The following is a 19,391-nucleotide window of genomic DNA, read 5'->3' as shown; positions in this document are numbered from 1 at the left end:
CTGATAGGGCTTTCAGGGATGCGACTGTGCCTGTGGCAGACATCGATCCAACGTTATGTAGTGCGCGCTGCGGCATACTACATGATGAATTGCGGTTGTGAAAATTAGACTAAATACGTCGTTCTGCGACCCCATGACGCATTGCAGTCACGACGGGACACGGGATGTTCTCAAAAAACTATTGGATTGTTCCAGTTAAATATAAAAACTTGTACACGATTTGTTTTCGGCAGGTTTATCTGTGGCGCTCCAATCGCGAGCAGGCTCGCTCCCACAGAATCGCGCAGGCCTTTGTGGGGGCGAGCCTGCTCGCGAAGATGTCCGAGGACTCAGCGCAGGATCAACCCTTGCCTATACTTGGTCATCTATAACAAAAGTCATGACTAGAGGGCTGCTCCATGGATCACCTCGTACTCACTGTTTTCGCTCCGGACAAGCCTGGGCAGGTCGAGCGCATTGCCCAATGCATTGCCGAGCACGGCGGCAACTGGCTGGAGAGCCGCATGTCGCGCATGGCCGGCCAGTTCGCCGGGATTCTTCGCGTGGGCGTGCCGGCCGAGGCCTACGATGAATTGGTCGATGCCCTGAAGGCGCTGTCAGCCCAAGGCATTCGCGTAATGATTGCCGAAAGCAGCATCGAGCAATCCTGCACCTGGAAACCGATTGCCATGGAACTGGTGGGCAATGATCGTCCGGGGATTGTCCGCGACATTACGCGTCTATTGAGCGAGCAGGGGGTGAACCTGGAGCGTCTGGTGACTGAAGTCCGCCCGGCGCCGATGAGCAGCGAGCCGCTGTTCCACGCCGAAGCGATTCTCGCCGTGCCGCTGACCTTGTCTCTGGACGTGTTGCAGTCGCGTCTGGAAACTCTGGCCGACGATCTGATGGTGGAGTTGGTACTGCGTAGCGAAACTTGAGCAGGTTATCCAAGTTATACGTGCACCTGCCTGTGGATAACCTGTAGAGACAGCCCGCCAGGCCAAACGGGCCGGGGCTCTTCAGGAATTGATCAAAAAACCAGCAGTTTCAATAAGTTGCACACAAACGCCGGGGATCACGTTGTGGATAACCTTGGGAAAGAACGATGCAGGCCACGGAGGACGTGGCCTGTAGAGGTTTGTACGTTTTCTGATCAGCTGCGGCGGCGCAGGCTGATCACGGCATCGACGCTGTAAACCGCCAGGCCGGTCCAGATAAAGATGAACGCCAGCAAGGTGCTCGGCGACATTTTTTCGCCAAACAGCAAGACGGCCTGCAGCAGCACCAATGTCGGCGCCACATACTGGAGAAATCCCAGCGTGGTGTAGGGCAAATGCCGTGCGGCGGCGTTGAAACATACCAGCGGCACCAGCGTCACGGGGCCTGCCGCCACCAGCCACCAAGCTTGGGAGGTAGTCCAGAACTCAGGCTGCGCGCTGGTAGCCGTCTGATTGAACAGCAACCAGGCGATGGCAATCGGCACCAGCATCCAGGTTTCCACCACCAGCCCCGGCAATGCCTTGACCGGTGCTTGCTTGCGGATCAATCCGTAGAAACCAAAGGTCAGCGCCAACACCAGTGACACCCACGGCAGAGTGCCGACCTGCCACACCTGTTGCGCCACGCCAATGGCGGCGAGTGCTACCGCCAGCCACTGCATGCGCCGCAGCCGTTCGCCGAGAATCAACATCCCCAGCAGCACATTCACCAGCGGGTTGATGTAGTAACCAAGGCTGGCTTCGAGCATCCGTCCGTTGTTCACCGACCAGACGTAAGTCAGCCAGTTGGCGGCGATCAGTGTCCCGCTCAGGGCCAGGATCGCCAGGCGTTTCGGGTTCTCGCGCAGCTCGCGCCACCAGCCCGGGTGTTTCCAGACCATCAGCAACAAGGTGCCGAACAGCGCGGACCAGAGCACGCGGTGGATGATGATTTCTACGGCCGGCACCGAGGCGATGGCTTTGAAGTAGAGCGGGAAAAGTCCCCAGATGATGTAGGCACTCAGGCCCAGGATGTACCCGCGACGCGGGTTGGCAGCTTGCATGCAGAATCCTTGCTTAGGCAGCTAACAAAGGGGGGATTGTAAGGAGATTTGTCGGCGAATGTCCTGCCTGAACAGGTTGGACAATTGTGAACTTGGAAACTGTGGGAGCGAGCTTGCTCGCGATGGCGGTGTATCAGACAAAAAATAAGTTACTGACAGATCGCCATCGCGAGCAAGCTCGCTCCCACAGGGTTTTCGGTGTGTCAAAAAAGCTTCAGCGGTTCTTCATTCAGGGCAGCAAGTTGCTCGCGCAACGCCAACACCTGATCGCCCCAATACCGTTCACTGCCGAACCACGGGAAACTGTGCGGGAACGCCGGGTCATCCCAGCGGCGTGCGAGCCAGGCGCTGTAATGCATCAGGCGTAAGGCCCGCAGCGGCTCGATCAGCGCCAATTCGCGCGGGTCGAAGTCATGAAACTCGTTGTAGCCGTCCATCAATTCCGACAACTGACCGAGACATTCCTGACGATCGCCCGCCAGCATCATCCAGATGTCCTGTACCGCCGGGCCCATGCGGCAGTCGTCGAGGTCGACGATGTGGAACATCTCGTCACGGCACATCATGTTGCCGGGGTGGCAGTCGCCGTGCATGCGGATGTTCTGGTGCGGCGTAGCCTTGTAGACCTCTTCGACTCGCTTGAGCAGGTCGCGGGCCACCGATTCGTAGGCCGGTAGCAGGCTTTTTGGGATGAAATTGCCTTCGAGCAAGGTGGTCAGGGAATCATGACCGAAGTTTTTTACGCCCAGCGCTTCACGATGCTCGAAGGGTTTGGTCGCACCGACCGCGTGCAGTCGTCCCAGCAATTGACCCAGGCGATACAGCTGATCGAGGTTGCCCGGCTCCGGCGCACGGCCGCCACGGCGAGGGAACAGGGTGAAGCGGAAACCGGCGTGTTCGTGAAGGCTGGCGCCGTTGTGAATCATCGGCGCGACCACCGGGACATCGCACTCGGCGAGTTCGAAGGTGAACTGGTGCTCTTCCAGAATCGCTTCGTTGGTCCAGCGCTGCGGACGGTAAAACTTGGCGATCAGCGGCTCGGAGTCTTCGATGCCGACTTGATAGACGCGGTTCTCATAGCTGTTGAGCGCCAAAATGCGCGCGTCGCTAAGAAAGCCGATGCTTTCGACGGCATCGAGCACGAGGTCTGGGGTGAGGGTTGCAAACGGGTGGGCCATGCTGACTCCTGCGCGCAGCAGGCTGCCGCGTCCGGCCAAGCATGTTAGCGCAGACGGTGCTTCTTTAGGGGGTGGGTTGAGATGTGCGGTGTTTGGACTGCCGCCATCGCGGGCAAGCCCGCTCCCACACGGGCCTGTGTTGTGCGCACGATTTGTGACACAAAGCAGATCCCGGTGGGAGCGGGCTTGCCCGCGATGAGGTCCGATCAGGCGCCGACGACCCCGCCATCTTCACGCGTAATGGCCATCACCGACGACCGCGGCTTGCCGTCAGGCAGATGCTCAGGGAATGTTGATCCGCCGTTTTCCCCCGGATGCTGAATCCCGACGAACAGCGTTTTTTGATCCGGCGAAAAACTGATCCCGGTGACCTCGCAGCCAATCGGCCCGACCATGAAACGGCGTATTTCCCCGGTCACCGGGTCGGCACACAGCATCTGGTTGTTGCCCATGCCGGCAAAGTCACCGGCATTGCTCGAGTCGCCATCGGTGAGAATCCACAAACGTCCGGCCTTATCGAAGCCCAGCCCGTCCGGGCTGTTGAACATGTTCTGCGGTGTGATATTCGACGAACCGCCCTTGGGCGTGCCCGCGTGGACGCCGGGGTTGCCGGCGACCACGAACAGGTCCCAGGCAAAGCGCTTCGAGCCGTGATCGTCCTTGTCAGTGCGCCAGCGCAGAATCTGCCCGTAAACGTTTTTCTCACGGGGGTTCGGTCCGCCCACCGGTTGGCCGTCCTCGCCGCGTTTGGCGTTGTTGGTCAGCGTGCAATAGACCTGTCCATCCTTGGGACTGACGACGATCCATTCAGGGCGGTCCATGCGTGTGGCTTTCACCACGCTGGCAGCGAGGCGCGCGTGAATCAGTACTTGGGCCTGATCGGCAAAACCACTGCTGGCGTCGATGCCGTTTTTGCCGTGGCTCAGTTCGATCCACTCACCTTGGCCTTTCGGGTGGTCGGCGTTGCCGTCGCCTGCGTCGAAGCGCGCCACGTACAAGGTGCCGTGGTCCAGCAAGTCGCGGTTGGCCTTGGGGTTTTTGTGGTTGATCTTGTCGCGGCTGACGAATTTGTAGATGAACTCGCCACGTTCGTCATCGCCCATGTACACCACGGCGCGGCCGTCATGGGTTTCGGCCAGGGCCGCGTTTTCATGTTTGAAGCGACCCAGGGCGGTACGTTTGATCGGCGTGGATTGTGGATCGAACGGGTCGATTTCCACGACCCAGCCGTGACGGTTGAGCTCGTTGGGGTTTTTCGCCAGGTCGAAGCGATCGTCGTATGGGTGCCAGTTGATCTCTTTGCTGGCGGCCACGGCGCCGTAGCGCTTTTGCGCGGCGTCGAATTTTTGCTCGGCATTGCTGCTGCCGAAGCAGTCGGTGAAGTTCTCTTCGCAAGTCAGGTAAGTGCCCCACGGCGTCTTGCCGTTGGCGCAGTTCTGGAACGTGCCGAGGACGTTCTTGCCGAGGGGATCTGTGCTGGTTTTAAGCAATTCATGGCCGGCGGCCGGACCGCTAAGACTGATCGGCGCGTTGCCGTGAATGCGCCGGTTGTAACGCGAGCCCTGGACGAATTGCCATTGACCGTTCTTGCGCTGCACTTCGATCACCGACACGCCTTCGCAGGCCAGCGCCTTGCGAACTTCTTCGGCCGATTGCGGCATGCCGCCGTGCGGGTAGAGGTAGCGGTAGTTGGTGTATTCATTGTTGATCGCCATCAGCGCCCGGTTTTTATCATCGGGAAACTCGAACAGGCTCATGCCGTCGTTGTTGTCGCCGAACTGGACTTCCTGCTGCTCGGCGGTGCCGTTGCCGCTGGGGTCGAACGCCGGACCGTCTTTGTGCAGCGGCTGGCCCCAACTGATCAGCACCGAAGACTTGTAACCCGGTGGCAGGCTGATGGCGTCGCTGGTGGCAGAGGGGATGCTGTCAAAGCCCAACAGTTTGCTGGTGCCGGCGCTGACGCTCGCGGCCAGTACGCTGCGGCTCAGCAGGTTGCCACCCAAAAACATGGCCGCACCGCAGAGGGCGCCGGCACTGATGAAGCCGCGACGGCTGAGGCCGACCATTCTTTCAAGGTCGGTGGACTGGTCTTCTTCTAATAGGCTCACATCAGGCTCCCTGCTGGTTTTTGCAGCCACCTTAAAGAGCCTCAATGAAGCTTTTGTTTCAGAGCGGTGTCCCGAGCAACACGTTGGAGGGCGCGAACTGCACCAGCACCGGCTTGTCAGGGGCCAGCCCAAGTGTCCTCAGGTGCAGCGATGCCGCCAGCGCGCAGAGTGTCTGGCCATTGGGCAGGCCGATGCGCACTTCGCTGGGGCCGTCCTGGGCATCGAGAATGGCTTCGACGGTGCCGTGCAGAATATTGTTGCCAGGTGTTGCCTGTTGATCCACAGCCAGCAATTCCAGCCATCCCGCCTTGATCAACGCCACGACTTCAGTGCCGGTTTCCAGTTCCAGACGCACGGTGCTGTCATGCGTGATCTGCGCATCGAGGGTCAAGCCTTCGGCCAGTTCAAGACGGATTCGATCGTTGTGCCCCTGGCTTTCAATTACCAGGACCTTGCCATGCAACTGATTGCGCGCGCTGGTCCTGAGCATCAGCCGACCGAGGAGGTCCAGATCGCTGGCCTCTTCGGCGGCTTCCAGCACCTGGGCCTGCAAGGCCTGGAGCTTTTGATACAGGCGCAATACGCGCTCACCTTCGCTGGAAAGTCTGGCGCCACCGCCGCCCTTGCCGCCGACGCTGCGCTCCACCAGCGGTTTTTGCGCGAGGTTGTTCAGCTCGTCAATGGCATCCCACGCAGCCTTGTAACTCAGCCCCGCGCTTTTCGCCGCACGAGTGATCGAACCCTGTTCGGCAATGTGTTGCAGCAACGCGATGCGCTGAGGACGGCGGACAATGTGCTGGGACAACAACGTAGGCAGGGACATGGCGAGGTGCTTTGACTGATGACGTTGTGAAGACGTTGGCGGCTTGGCGCGAGGGAGTCAAGTCAGGCCGCATTCCTTGTGGGAGCGAGTTAAAGGGTGTCACCGGGTTTAGGTGTGCGCGCCAGGCAATAGACATCAACCCGTGCAGCGCCGGCGTCCATCAGCAATCGGGCCAGGGCCTGCGCCGTGGCACCGGTGGTCAGCACGTCATCGACCAATGCCAGATGCCGCCCCTTGATTGGCGCGTCCGGCACCAAGGCAAAAGCATTGCGCAGGTTCTTTTTGCGAGCATCGGCAGTCAGGTCCTGTTGCGCACTGGTGTCCTGAACTCTCAGCAGCAGCCGTTCGTCACACGGTAGGTCAAGGCGGCTGCCAAGCCAGCGGGCGAGCATCGCCGCCTGATTGAAACCACGCTGGCGCAAGCGCCTGGAGGCCAGCGGCACAGGGACCAGCGCATCTGGCCGGTTCAGGTCCTCATCGAAGCGATGTTGCAGGAACTGGGCAAGAAGTTCGGCCAGCAGGTGGCCAAATGGCCACTTGGCTGAGTGTTTGAAACGGGTAATCAAGGTGTCCACCGGAAAGCTGTAAGTCCACGGCACGGCGACTTGCTCGAAGGCGGGCGGTTGATTCAGGCACTGGCCACAGGTCAGGCCGGCGGAGGGTAACGGCAGCGCGCAGGTTTGGCACTGATCACCCAGCCAGGGCAACTCGGTTTCACAGGCTATGCAGATGGGTGTGTCCTCATCGGCCTCTTCCGAGCAAAGCAAACAGAATTGTTTATTTTTTAACCAGATGTAAACCGGTCCTTCGTATCGTGGTTGACAGCGCATCGCTCTTCCTTAAATATGCCGAACATCCGTGTCGCGTCTGTGGGTATTCCATCCCTCAGCCGCTTGCCAAGCATAAAACAAAGGAAGCACCCATGAGCGCCAGCACCACTGCAACCCTGCGTCATGACTGGTCTTTGGCCGAAGTCAAAGCACTCTTCGTCCAGCCATTCAACGACCTGTTGTTCCAGGCGCAGACGGTGCACCGCGCGCACTTCGACGCCAACCGCGTCCAGGTGTCGACGCTGCTGTCGATCAAAACCGGCGCATGCCCGGAAGATTGCAAATATTGCCCTCAGTCCGGTCACTACAACACCGGTCTTGAAAAAGAAAAACTGATGGAAGTGCAGAAGGTCCTCGAAGAGGCCGCTCGCGCCAAGGCCATCGGTTCGACCCGTTTCTGCATGGGCGCGGCGTGGAAACACCCGTCCGCCAAAGACATGCCGTACGTGCTGGAAATGGTCAAGGGCGTGAAGGCCATGGGCCTGGAAACCTGCATGACCCTCGGTCGCCTGGATCAGGACCAGACCGAAGCGCTGGCCCAGGCCGGCCTCGATTACTACAACCACAACCTCGACACCTCGCCTGAGTTCTACGGCAGTATCATCACCACCCGCACCTACAGCGAGCGCCTGCAAACCCTGGCCTACGTGCGTGAATCGGGGATGAAAATCTGCTCCGGCGGCATCCTTGGCATGGGCGAGTCGCTTGATGACCGCGCCAACCTGCTGATCCAGCTGGCCAACCTGCCAGAGCATCCAGAGTCGGTGCCGATCAACATGCTGGTGAAAGTCGCCGGTACGCCGCTGGAAAACGCCGATGATATCGACCCGTTCGACTTTATCCGCATGCTCGCTGTCGCACGCATCCTGATGCCGCAATCCCACGTGCGCCTGTCCGCCGGCCGCGAAGCGATGAACGAGCAGATGCAAGCCCTGGCTTTCTTTGCTGGCGCCAACTCGATTTTCTACGGCGACAAACTGCTGACCACCGCCAACCCGCAGGCCGACAAGGACATGCAACTGTTCGGTCGCCTGGGCATCCTGCCGGAAGCACGCGAAGAGCATGCCGACGAGGTGCATCAGGCTGCGATCGAGCAGGCACTGGTTGAGCAGAAGAGCAGCGAGCAGTTCTATAACGCGGCTGTTTGAAGCCTTCCCGACCTTTCTGAACAAATGCAAAACCCTGTGGGAGCGGGCTTGCCCGCGATGACGGCGTCACTATCACCATAAATATCGGCTGATAGATCGCTATCGCGGGCAAGCCCGCTCCCACATTGAGTTTGTGATCTGACCGCCGAGGCCTGCATGTCTTTCGATCTCGCCGCACGCCTTGCTGCCCGTCGTGCCGAAAACCTCTATCGCCAGCGCCCGCTTCTCCAAAGCCCTCAAGGCCCGGAAGTGGTGGTCGACGGCCAGCCGTTGCTGGCGTTCTGCAACAACGATTACCTGGGCCTGGCCAATCACCCGCAAGTGATTGAGGCTTGGCGCGCCGGTGCGTCTCGTTGGGGTGTCGGCGGCGGGGCCTCGCACCTGGTCATCGGTCATAGCAGCCCGCATCACGCGCTGGAAGAAGCTTTGTCCGATCTGACCGGTCGACCGCGTGCGTTGCTGTTCACCACCGGTTACATGGCCAATCTCGGTGCGGTCACGGCGCTGGTGGGGCAGGGCGATACGGTGCTGGAAGACCGCCTCAATCATGCGTCTTTGCTTGATGCCGGTTTGTTGTCGGGTGCGCGTTTCAATCGCTATTTGCACAACGATGCGGCGAGCCTGGCCAAACGACTTGAGAAAGCGACCGGCAATACGCTTGTGGTTACCGACGGCGTGTTCAGCATGGACGGCGATATCGCCGACCTGCCAGCGCTGGCCCGGGAAGCCAAGGCCAAGGGGGCGTGGCTGATGGTCGATGATGCTCACGGGTTTGGCCCGCTGGGCGCCAATGGCGGCGGGATCGTCGAGCATTTCGGCCTGAGCCAGGAAGACGTGCCGGTGCTGGTCGGGACCCTCGGCAAGGCTTTCGGCACGGCCGGGGCGTTTGTCGCCGGCAGTGAAGAACTGATCGAAAGCCTGATCCAGTTTGCCCGTCCCTACATCTACACCACCAGCCAACCCCCGGCGCTGGCTTGCGCGACGCTCAAGAGTCTCGAGTTGCTGCGCACTGAGCACTGGCGACGCGAGCATCTGAAAACGCTGATCCGCCAGTTCCGTCATGGCGCCGAGCAGATTGGCCTCGAGCTCATGGACAGCTTCACGCCGATCCAGCCGATCATGATCGGCGACGCCGGGCGTGCGGTTCGGTTGTCGCAGATGCTGCGCGAGCGCGGGCTGATGGTGACGGCGATCCGGCCGCCCACCGTGCCTGCCGGCAGCGCCCGTCTTCGTGTGACCCTGACCGCCGCCCACAGCGAGGCGCAGGTGCAGCTATTGTTGAATGGACTGGCCGATTGTTTCCAACAACTTGGACCGGAGCCAAGCCATGCGTGATCGACTGATTCTGCTCCCCGGCTGGGGCCTCGGAATATCGCCGCTGGAGCCATTGGCAGCAGCGCTGCAAGGGCTGGACGAACACCTGCGGGTCGAGATCGAGCCGTTGCCGGAACTGGAGTCGAGCGATCTTGAAGAGTGGCTCGATGAGCTCGATTCAACGGTGCCGCAGGATACGTGGCTCGGCGGCTGGTCGCTTGGCGGCATGCTCGCGTCCGAGTTGGCGGCGCGGCGTGGTGATCGTTGCTGCGGTTTGCTGACGCTGGCGAGCAATCCTTCTTTTGTCGCCCATGAACAATGGCCGAGCGCGATGGCCGGCGAGACCTTCGATGCGTTTCTGGCCGGTTGCAAGGCTGATCCGCGCCTGACGTTGAAACGCTTTTCACTGCTTTGCGCTCAGGGTTCGCAAGACCCTCGCGGACTGTCGCGATTGTTGCTCGGTGGTGCGCCGAATACGTCCGCATCGATTCTCATGAGCGGTCTGGAGCTGCTTGCACAACTGGATACGCGCCAGGCGTTGCAGGCGTTCCGCGGCCCACAACTGCATTTGTTTGCCGGCCTCGACGGGCTGGTCCCGGCTGAAGCAGCGGGGGACTTGCTGGCGTTGCTGCCGGATGTCGAAATCGGCCTGATCGAACAGGCCAGCCATGCGTTTCTTCTGGAAGACCCCCACGGCGTGGCCGGGGCGATCCAGGCCTTTTTGCACGAGTCCGGTGATGACTGATTTATCTTTTCCCCATCTGCCCGGCGGCTTGCCAGACAAGCGCCAGGTAGCGGCCTCCTTTTCCCGTGCGGCGGCTAGCTACGACAGCGTCGCTCAATTGCAGCGCGATGTCGGCAACCAATTGTTGAGCCTTTTGCCGGGTGAGTTTGTTCCGCGTGTCTGGCTGGATCTGGGCTGCGGCACCGGGTATTTCAGTCGGTCCCTGGGCGAGCGATTCCCCTCGGGTGACGGATTGGCGATGGACATTGCCGAAGGCATGCTCAACCACGCCCGACCATTGGGTGGCGCCAGCCATTTCATTGCCGGCGATGCGGAGCGTTTGCCACTGCGGGATTCGACCTGCGACTTGATCTTTTCCAGCCTTGCGGTGCAGTGGTGTGCGGACTTCGAATCGGTGCTCAGCGAGGCGTTCCGGGCACTCAAGCCGGGCGGGATTTTCGCATTTGCTAGTCTTTGTGTAGGGACGTTGTTCGAGTTGCGTGACAGCTGGCGTGTGGTGGATGGCATGGTGCATGTCAATCGCTTCCGCGAGTTGGACGTTTATCAACAGCTGTGTGCGGCCAGTGGCTTGGGCATTACAAGTCTGCAGGCCCTTCCTCACGTGTTGTATTACCCGGACGTGCGCAGCTTGACCCATGAGCTCAAGGCGTTGGGTGCGCACAACCTGAACCCCGGTCGACCGGGTGGTTTGACCGGTCGGGCGCGTATCCTCGGCTTGATCGAGGCTTATGAGCAGTTTCGTGAGGCCAAAGGACTGCCGGCGACTTATCAGGTGGTCTACGCCGTGTTGGAGAAACCCGTATGAGCGCAGCCTATTTCATCACCGGCACTGACACTGATGTCGGCAAGACCACCGTTGCTGCAGGCTTGTTACATGCTGCGCGGTCGGCGGGCATGAGTACGGCGGCGGGCAAGCCGGTCGCCTCGGGCTGCGACGTGACGCCCAAGGGGTTGCGCAACGCTGATGCGCTGGCGCTGCTGGCCGAGTGCTCGTTGCCTTTGACTTATGCACAGGTCAATCCGGTGGCATTCGAGCCAGCGATTGCTCCGCATCTGGCGGCGCGGGAAGCCGGGGTGGCGCTGACGGTGCAATCACTGTTGACGCCCATGCTCGAGATTCTCGACATGCAGGCCGATTTCACCTTGATCGAAGGCGCTGGCGGCTGGCGCGTGCCGCTGGCGGATCAGGACAATCTGTCCGATCTTGCGAAGGCGCTGGACCTGCCGGTGATTCTGGTGGTCGGCGTGCGATTGGGTTGTATCAATCATGCGTTGCTGACAGCCGAAGCGATTGCCCAGGACGGTTTGCAGCTGGCAGGTTGGGTGGCGAATATCATTGATCCAAAGACCTCGCGGCTGGAGGAGAACCTTGCGACCCTCGCCGAGCGTATTCCCGCGCCTTGTCTTGGGCGCGTGCCGAAACTCAAATCGGTGACGGCCGAAGCGGTGGCAGAACATCTTCAGCTGGATTTGCTGGACTGACGTCGGTTCTCTCTATGACAAGGCACTGTGCCATTAGTGTTTTTGTCGGGTCTTTTATCAGTGGGTCTGTTTCAATGGCCACTGTTGATCCTTTGCAGGACGAGGTCCTTTATGGAAATCTCAGGAAACAGCGCTTTTTATGCCGGTCTGAGCACTATTCAGGCAGGGCAGAACCGTGTCGATCAGGCCTCTGGCCAAATCGCCGGCAATACTGTCGAGCGTTCGGTGACCAGCCAGTCTTCCGAGGCTCAGGTCGATCGTCTGCGTTCGGTAGACCGCAGTCAGCAATCGGACCTGGCCAGCAACATGGTCGAGATGGCCCAGGGCAAGTTCCAGGTCGAAGCCGGTGCCAAGGTCGCCAAGGCTTCCGATGAAATGCTGGGAACGTTGATCGATACCTTCGCTTGATCCCTCGCTGAATCCGTCTCTCCAAACGCCGCGACTGTTCGCGGCGTTTTTGTGCGTAAGTCCTTCTCTCTCAACTAATCTTTCCTACACGACGTGTTGCTCGGTCAACGGCGGTGCGCGTCCGCGCGCCGAGCATTTGTATGGCGTGATGACGAACGGCAAAAGATCGGCGCTTGACAAGATTTGGGCGTAAACGTATGTTTCAAACAACTGTTTGACCGTCACAACAAATCAACACGGTCGTTCATTCCCGGTTACATCAGCAGAGGTTTATCGCTATGCCTGACTACAAGGCCCCCTTGCGTGATATTCGCTTCGTTCGTGACGAACTGCTCGGCTACGAAGCGCACTATCAGAGCCTTCCGGCTTGTGCGGACGCAACTCCAGACATGGTTAGCGCCATTCTCGAAGAAGGCGCCAAGTTTTGTGAGCAGGTGCTGGCTCCGCTGAACCGCGTGGGTGACACCGAAGGCTGCACCTGGAGCGAGTCCGGCGTTAAAACTCCGACGGGCTTCAAAGAAGCCTACAAGCAATTTGTTGAAGGCGGCTGGCCAAGCCTGGCTCACGACGTAGAGCACGGCGGCCAAGGCCTGCCGGAATCTCTGGGTCTGGCCGTGAGCGAAATGGTTGGCGAAGCCAACTGGTCGTGGGGCATGTACCCAGGCCTGTCGCATGGCGCGATGAACACCATTTCCGAGCACGGCACGCCTGAGCAGCAAGAGGCTTACCTGACCAAGCTGGTGTCCGGCGAATGGACCGGCACCATGTGCCTGACCGAACCGCACTGCGGCACCGACCTGGGCATGCTGCGCACCAAGGCTGAACCTCAGGCCGACGGTTCCTACAAAGTCACCGGCACCAAGATCTTCATCTCGGCCGGTGAACACGACATGGCCGACAACATCGTCCACATCGTACTGGCACGCCTGCCGGATGCACCGGCTGGCACCAAGGGCATTTCGCTGTTCATCGTTCCCAAGTTCATGCCAAACGCAGACGGTTCGATCGGCGCTCGCAACGCTGTGAGCTGCGGTTCCCTGGAACACAAGATGGGCATCCACGGTAACGCCACCTGCGTGATGAACTTTGACGCGGCCACCGGTTTCCTGATCGGCCCGGCGAACAAAGGCCTGAACTGCATGTTCACCTTCATGAACACCGCACGTCTGGGCACAGCTCTGCAAGGTCTGGCTCACGCTGAGATCGGCTTCCAGGGTGGCCTGAAATACGCTCGCGATCGTCTGCAAATGCGTTCCCTGACTGGCCCGAAAGCGCCGGAAAAAGCCGCTGACCCAATCATCGTGCACCCTGATGTACGTCGCATGCTGTTGACCATGAAGGCGTTCGCCGAAGGCAACCGCGCGATGGTTTACTTCACGGCCAAACAAGTCGACATCGTTAAGTACGGCGTGGACGAAGAAGAGAAGAAGAAAGCCGACGCACTGCTGGCCTTCATGACGCCAATCGCCAAAGCCTTCATGACTGAAGTCGGCTTCGAATCCGCCAACCACGGCGTGCAAATCTACGGCGGTCACGGTTTCATCGCCGAGTGGGGCATGGAGCAGAACGTTCGCGACAGCCGCATTTCGATGCTGTACGAAGGCACCACGGGTATCCAGGCACTCGACTTGCTGGGCCGTAAAGTGCTGATGACCCAAGGCGAGGCTCTGAAAGGCTTCACCAAGATCGTCCACAAGTTCTGCCAGACCAACGAAGGCAACGAAGCCGTCAAAGAGTTCGTCGAGCCATTGGCTGCACTGAACAAAGAATGGGGCGAGCTGACCATGAAGGTCGGTATGGCTGCCATGAAAGACCGCGAAGAAGTTGGCGCGGCATCGGTGGACTACCTGATGTACTCCGGTTACGCCTGCCTGGCCTACTTCTGGGCTGACATGGCGCGCCTGGCTGCCGAGAAACTGGCTGCCGGCACTTCCGAAGAGGCGTTCTACACCGCCAAGCTGCAGACTGCGCGCTTCTACTTCCAGCGCATCCTGCCGCGTACCCGCACTCACGTTGCAACCATGCTGTCGGGCGCCAATAACCTGATGGACATGAAAGAAGAAGACTTCGCGCTGGGCTACTAAGCCTTAACGCGGTCCTTAAAAAACCGCCGCTTCCTCCGGGAGCGGCGGTTTTTTTGCGTTGAGGTCAGGCCTTGATCACCATGGCGTCGGATCCAGCGGGCCGACGCCAGTCGGGGTGCTCACGCCTTCGCCATTACGTATGAACGGCAGATGCCAGAAGTCGTTAGGCACTACAGGATCGCCAGGCTTGACGCCTTCCGGAAAGATGAACTCAAACACCGGTGCCACATACTGTCCGGCAATCAGTCCATTGGCGACGGTCAGCCTGCCCGCATTCTGGAGGCAACTGTCCACGGCAGTCTGGGATAAGCTCTGCTGCGGAACGCAAAGTGACCGCGCAACGACGCGCAAGGTACGTGTCGGCTGGCTAAGAAGCCCAGCGGGCGCTTTGGTCGCACGCAATCTGGCGCGTTGTGGCTGAGCACCCGTGTTCTGTGTGGTAATCCCACCCGAGGCTCCCAGGCAAGTGGTCGCAAGGCCCAGCCCAGGGTTGCATTCACCCGTCATCTCATAGGGAGTAATCCAGCGATTGGTTTGTACACCTGTCGATGGATTGACATCTATCAGATAGATGTCGACCGGGGTCTTGATGTCGGTGGTCGAGGCTTCAAGGAAAATCCGGTCCTGCGTCTCTTGGGCTACCCCGTTGATGGCCGTTGCGGCGGGGTCGGCCGTACCGATGCCAAATTCCCCGATAGCCATGTAGCTGGGCTGCGAGCCAGGCTGAGTGTAGATCCCGACATTCGCCTCGATCGTGTGTGCAGAGATGAAGTCCGGGGATCCCGCTGTTGCAGACTTGAACAGAGTGCCGGACCAACTGATGAAGTCGCCAACTTCGAAGGGGGCCTGTTGTGTCGGATCGGGGTCCGTCGCCGTGCGTGTAGCATCGCTGAATCTCTTCATGACGTACTGGCTGCAATAGACCTGGCCCACTGCGGGCGCCGAGAGTTCCCCACTGGCTGGAAGCGTGACACCGGCCTGGCTGAAATTGCGGCAGTTGTTGGTCGTGGTCGGGGTGACCACTTTTGGGCGGTTTTTCTGTGGGCAGAGCGCATCGTCCCCGGAAATCGTGCGTGGCACGCACATCGGGTAGCCGGTGGCTGCATGGATGGTCGGGTTGGCATCATCGACGGAGAAGCGTGGGTCGGGGCTTTGGGGACGGCCAAAACGTCCGCTAGGGTCGTTGATCTGAATAATCGTGGGTTGCGTCGGGTTCCCGCTGTCAACTTCAAGGTTGCCGTTGGTGTAGTCGATCCGGGTAATGAATCCGCTTCCCGCGTTGACTGATTGCTGGGAGACAAAGATCAGTCCGGCAATCTGCTTGTTGGAGACGGCATTGCCTACCACATGAATTTCGAACGAGGGGTAGGCCGCCGCTGATTTTCCGAGTGCCAGGGTTCCACCCCTGACGAACTCGGCCCAGGTCAGGGTGTTAGCCGGCATCTGTATAACAGTGTTGCAAGGAACCGTTATCGTGACGCCGTTTAATTGGACTGTCCCCCCAAAGCGGCCCGGGGCGCTGGTATTGGGGCAATTCGCATTGGTGGAGTCCAGCGTCATGTTCTGGATAAAGCCTGTAACGCTAAACCCATGAATCGCAGTCGGGTTGGTAAAAACCGGGTCGGGCAGTGTGGGTGTCGTGAACGGCGAGGGCACGCCAGGGGGCTTGGCAGTCCCGCCGCCACCACCACCGCCAGCTCCGTTTTTGGCAAATGCATCTCCGCCACCACCAATGGTCAATGCGACAGCGACGGCACTGGCGAGCAGTGCTTGGCGACTGAAGATGCCGTTGAATCGTTTGGCAGGCAGCAGCGGTATGCCGAGCGTTTTTTTGTACAAAGATAAGGTCATGGCTCACTCCAGTATCTTGCAAGACCAATTACCGGCCAATCGAGCCCGTAGATTTGCTGATGCGCTGAATCCTGCGCAGGGAAAACGCAAAGCCGTGAGTGTCGAATGTTGGCCCGATCCAGCGGGGTAAGTGCCTGTGTATGGTTGACACTTGCCGTTCGGATGCTTGCACCTGCGTTGCGTCGGCCGGTTACGGACGCAAACGCGAGAGGCATTTCCTTGAGCCTGAGCCACACGATGCAGTTGTCGTGCCTGCTTTGAAATAATTAGACACAAACAATCACCGGCGCACTCAGAATGCGGGGTGCGCGGCCAAGGATGGTATTGCGCACAACACTACCGAATTAATATCCACCAACATAGGGGGGGGTATATGCCCAAGTTTGGGAGTGTGCGAAGTGAAGTTTAGTATTTGCTGTATGGCTGTAAGCACTTCGTTTACAAGTGCTAAATGAGAAACGTTGTCTATATCTACTCCGGGCGGAATCATATTGCAAGAAAAATGTATTGGTCACAAAATTTGTTCTGATATTAATAAAAGCAATAGCTCACGCAGCGCAACTAGTGCACGCGCGAAGTATTGAATTCTTATAAAAGCTTATTTTCCTGAAGGCCTAACCTTGTCAACAAAGTCGTAAATTTTATTAGTTGCTATGAAGTGTGGGGAGCAATTGCTATGCCAGGTGTTTAATGAAATATTTATCTTTAAAATCATTAACTTGATGTTGTTTGTTAAATCCGGTGTTTGCATGCATTGGGGGAGATTACCCAGTATTGGGGGAAATTCACCATATTTGAGAGGCCTCCATAGTCTTTGTTGGTGCATGCTGTCAGGCGTGTTTGCGAGGCATTTTTATTTGTATCGATGTAGATAAAAATTTTTGATTTTTCCTGTTGAAATTATTTGTTACAGCTAAAGTTCGATTAGGCGCACCGTCGGTGCGACAGACCAGTGTCTTAATCAAGCCTGAGCCAAGAGAGTACTTTGCCAGTCAAGCTTTGCTTTGCCCTGAACCCTTTCGAGTGGTGTAACTACTGGTGCAAGCAGCAAGATGTGTGGCGATGAGTTCATCTCGTAACAGGAAAACCCCGGAGCCTGGCTACTCCGTACTGAATCGAGAATGTCATCATGGTGAAGCCCTTGAGCATCCTTCGTACTTCCAACTTTGCCTGCGCGATCGCAGTCAGTCTGGTTTGCAACTGCGCGTTTGCCGCGACAGCACCAGAGATTGTCACAACCGCGCCGGATGTCCCCACCTTGCAGTCGCTGCACGGGATCGTCCCGCCCGACCCTTCGGGAACTGAAGGCGGGCGAAAGGTCGATCTGATGACCGACTACGTGCTCAATCGCAGCGCGGCGGTCCTGTTGGGCAAGGCTCTTTTCTGGGACATGGAGATCGGCAGCGATGGCTCGACGGCGTGTGCGTCGTGCCACTTTCACGCGGGCGCAGATCACCGGATTACCAACCAGATCAACCCCGGCCTGGCGAACACCAACGCCAACGTCGCATCGATCTTCAACAAGCCGTTCATAGCGTCCAACATCCCTGGCGATGTGGCTTCCTATGCCACCCTGTCCGGCGGCAAGGGCGGCCCGAATTACACGTTGAAGAAAACCGACTTCCCGACCCATGTGCTGGCTGATCCGCTGGATCGCAATTCGCCGATCCTTCACTCGACTGACGACGTGGTTGGCTCACAAGGCGTGTTCGACGCCAACTTCGTCAAGCCGCGCCAGGCGCGTTTCGACAAGTGCACACAGCAACCGGACGGCATCTTCCAGGTGGGCGGCATCAACGTGCGCCGCAGCACCGGGCGCAATGCGCCTACCGTCATCAACGCCGTGTTCAACGTTCGCAACTTCTGGGACGGTCGGGCCAACAATGTCTTCAATGGCTTCTCGCCGTTCGGCAACCGTGATCCCGATGCCGGGATTTTCGTCACCAGCGATCGCAGCGGGGTGGCAACCAAAGTGCGGCTCGCCCTTAATGATGCCTCCGCGGCGTCCCAGGCCGTGGGCCCACCCGGCAGCCCGGTCGAAATGTCCTGCGGCGGGCGTACCTTCGCCGATATTGGACGGCGGATGCTCGACACGCTGATGCTCAAACAACAGCGGATTTCTTCCACCGATTCGGTTCTTGGCCCGGTCTCCGGCGCTCGCCGTCCCACCTACCGTGAACTGATCAAGGCCGCTTTCCATCCACGCTTGTGGAACGCAACCCAACAGGTTTCGCTGGGCGGTGCGCCGTACACCCAAATGGAGGCCAACTTCCCGCTGTTCTTCGGGCTGGCCATTCAGATGTACGAAGCCACGCTGGTCTCCGATCAGGCGCCGCTGGATACCTACTTGCAGGGTAATCAACAGGCACTGAACGCCCAGCAAGTCGAGGGCATGAAGCTGTTCCTCGGCAAGGGCAAATGCGTCAGTTGCCACGGCGGCGCCGAACTGACCAACGCCGCCAGCCGTTTGCTGTTTCATCCTCGCGAGCGTATCGAACGGATGTTGATGGCCGACAACCTGATCGCGCTGTACGACAACGGTTTCTACAACACAGGGGTGCGTCCGACCTCCGAGGACCTGGCACTGGGTGGGTCGGATGCCTGGGGCAACCCGCTGTCATTCACTCGTGAATACAACACTCAGCTCAAAGGCGGCAGTGTGCCCGATCCGCTGGACGTCGACGTGTGCAAGTTTGAGGTGCTGTTGAGCGCGGGACTGCCTTGTGATCCGACGCTCAAGCCCAATGTCGGATTCCACGATGCTGTCGATGGCGCATTCAAGACCCCGACCTTGCGCAACATCGCGCTGACCGGACCCTATTTCCACAATGGCAGCCGGGCGACGCTTAAACAGGTCATGGAGTTCTACAACCGCGGCGGCGACCGGCGTGGCTCGGAGGCAAACAACACCAGCGGATTCGATCATCCGAGTGCGAATCAGCACAACACCTCCAACCTCGATCCGGACATGACCCCGCTGAACCTGACGCCCGATGAGGTGGATGCCTTGGTCAAATTCATGGAAGTCGGGTTGACCGATCCGCGTGTCGCCTGGGAGCGGGCGCCATTCGATCACCCATCGCTGGTCATCCCACAAGGAGAGGTGGGTGACGAAAACTCTGTGTCGCTACGGCCAGTCAATCCGAAAATCACCACCCGCCAGGCGACGGATGCGCTGATAACGCTCAAGCAGGTAGGGGCCGAAGGGCGCAAAGTTGAAGAAGGACCGTTGCTGCCGTTCTACAACGACCTCTGATGGAATGACCGTTACTGGCCGCACCGTTGCGGCCAGTAACGCACTCGCTAAAAAAACCTGGCAATTGACTCAGCAAGTCAGCGTTTCTGCCGTTACAGTACGTGGGCACAATGCCATCTATTGTTATGACGGTCGGAGCTTTAC

At 59.0% G+C, this 19,391-nt stretch carries 15 protein-coding genes; 9 read left to right on the top strand and 6 right to left on the bottom strand.

Features of this window, described 5'->3' with window-relative positions; genetic code table 11:
- Positions 1 to 398: 398 nt before the first annotated feature.
- Positions 399 to 917 carry a glycine cleavage system transcriptional repressor gene (locus QRN31_RS14535; protein ID WP_285432671.1) on the top strand — a complete coding sequence of 173 codons (519 nt, stop codon included), beginning with the start codon at positions 399 to 401 and terminating at the stop codon, positions 915 to 917.
- Between the two features lie 215 nt (positions 918 to 1,132).
- Here the strand turns inward: QRN31_RS14535 and rarD are convergent, their stop codons facing one another.
- The 5 genes from rarD to QRN31_RS14510 form a co-directional block, all read right to left on the bottom strand.
- Positions 1,133 to 2,020, bottom strand: a complete 888-nt coding sequence (rarD, locus tag QRN31_RS14530) for an EamA family transporter RarD (protein ID WP_285432670.1) — start codon at positions 2,018 to 2,020, stop codon at positions 1,133 to 1,135.
- Positions 2,021 to 2,223: 203 nt separating this feature from the next.
- Positions 2,224 to 3,198 (bottom strand): serine/threonine protein kinase, encoded by a 975-nt coding sequence (locus QRN31_RS14525; protein ID WP_222588735.1) that lies wholly within the window; start codon positions 3,196 to 3,198, stop codon positions 2,224 to 2,226.
- 206 nt (positions 3,199 to 3,404) lie between these two features.
- A complete protein-coding gene (locus tag QRN31_RS14520; protein WP_285432669.1) occupies positions 3,405 to 5,306 on the bottom strand; it encodes a PhoX family protein in 1,902 nt (633 codons plus the stop codon).
- A 58-nt stretch (positions 5,307 to 5,364) separates the two neighbouring features.
- Positions 5,365 to 6,129 (bottom strand): TOBE domain-containing protein, encoded by a 765-nt coding sequence (locus tag QRN31_RS14515; RefSeq protein ID WP_285432668.1) that lies wholly within the window; start codon positions 6,127 to 6,129, stop codon positions 5,365 to 5,367.
- An 89-nt stretch (positions 6,130 to 6,218) separates the two neighbouring features.
- Positions 6,219 to 6,959 (bottom strand): ComF family protein, encoded by a 741-nt coding sequence (locus QRN31_RS14510; protein ID WP_285432667.1) that lies wholly within the window; start codon positions 6,957 to 6,959, stop codon positions 6,219 to 6,221.
- 92 nt (positions 6,960 to 7,051) lie between these two features.
- On the opposite strand from QRN31_RS14510, the gene bioB reads away from it, so the two are divergent.
- The 7 genes from bioB to QRN31_RS14475 all read left to right on the top strand — a co-directional run bounded on the left by bioB (position 7,052) and on the right by QRN31_RS14475 (position 14,140).
- The gene (gene bioB / locus QRN31_RS14505; protein WP_285432666.1) at positions 7,052 to 8,107 is read left to right on the top strand and encodes a biotin synthase BioB; all 1,056 of its coding nucleotides are present in this window, start codon (positions 7,052 to 7,054) and stop codon (positions 8,105 to 8,107) included.
- 156 nt (positions 8,108 to 8,263) lie between these two features.
- Positions 8,264 to 9,442, top strand: a complete 1,179-nt coding sequence (bioF, locus tag QRN31_RS14500) for an 8-amino-7-oxononanoate synthase (RefSeq protein WP_285432665.1) — start codon at positions 8,264 to 8,266, stop codon at positions 9,440 to 9,442.
- Entirely contained in the window at positions 9,435 to 10,166 is a 732-nt protein-coding gene (locus QRN31_RS14495) for an alpha/beta fold hydrolase (RefSeq protein ID WP_285432664.1), read from the top strand. The genes bioF and QRN31_RS14495 overlap by 8 nt, the downstream gene beginning before the upstream one ends.
- A complete protein-coding gene (gene bioC / locus QRN31_RS14490; RefSeq protein ID WP_285432663.1) occupies positions 10,159 to 10,971 on the top strand; it encodes a malonyl-ACP O-methyltransferase BioC in 813 nt (270 codons plus the stop codon). The genes QRN31_RS14495 and bioC overlap by 8 nt, the downstream gene beginning before the upstream one ends.
- Positions 10,968 to 11,648, top strand: coding sequence for a dethiobiotin synthase (gene bioD, locus QRN31_RS14485; protein ID WP_285432662.1), 681 nt, complete (start codon positions 10,968 to 10,970; stop codon positions 11,646 to 11,648). The genes bioC and bioD overlap by 4 nt, the downstream gene beginning before the upstream one ends.
- A gap of 111 nt (positions 11,649 to 11,759) precedes the next feature.
- A complete protein-coding gene (locus QRN31_RS14480; RefSeq protein ID WP_285432660.1) occupies positions 11,760 to 12,056 on the top strand; it encodes a pyrroloquinoline quinone biosynthesis protein PqqE in 297 nt (98 codons plus the stop codon).
- A 278-nt stretch (positions 12,057 to 12,334) separates the two neighbouring features.
- The gene (locus QRN31_RS14475; protein ID WP_285432659.1) at positions 12,335 to 14,140 is read left to right on the top strand and encodes a phenylacyl-CoA dehydrogenase; all 1,806 of its coding nucleotides are present in this window, start codon (positions 12,335 to 12,337) and stop codon (positions 14,138 to 14,140) included.
- A gap of 75 nt (positions 14,141 to 14,215) precedes the next feature.
- Here the strand turns inward: QRN31_RS14475 and QRN31_RS14470 are convergent, their stop codons facing one another.
- Complete coding sequence (locus QRN31_RS14470; protein ID WP_285432657.1) at positions 14,216 to 15,991, bottom strand: hypothetical protein; 1,776 nt, start codon at positions 15,989 to 15,991, stop codon at positions 14,216 to 14,218.
- A gap of 1,129 nt (positions 15,992 to 17,120) precedes the next feature.
- Here QRN31_RS14470 and QRN31_RS14465 point away from each other — a divergent pair.
- The gene (locus QRN31_RS14465; RefSeq protein WP_285432655.1) at positions 17,121 to 19,247 is read left to right on the top strand and encodes a cytochrome-c peroxidase; all 2,127 of its coding nucleotides are present in this window, start codon (positions 17,121 to 17,123) and stop codon (positions 19,245 to 19,247) included.
- Positions 19,248 to 19,391: the final 144 nt, after the last annotated feature.

The sequence above is a fragment of the Pseudomonas sp. fls2-241-R2A-110 genome, assembly GCF_030209165.1.
Lineage (GTDB): Bacteria > Pseudomonadota > Gammaproteobacteria > Pseudomonadales > Pseudomonadaceae > Aquipseudomonas.
Note: the sequence above shows the minus strand (reverse complement) of the source record. Positions and strands in the feature narration are given on the sequence as shown.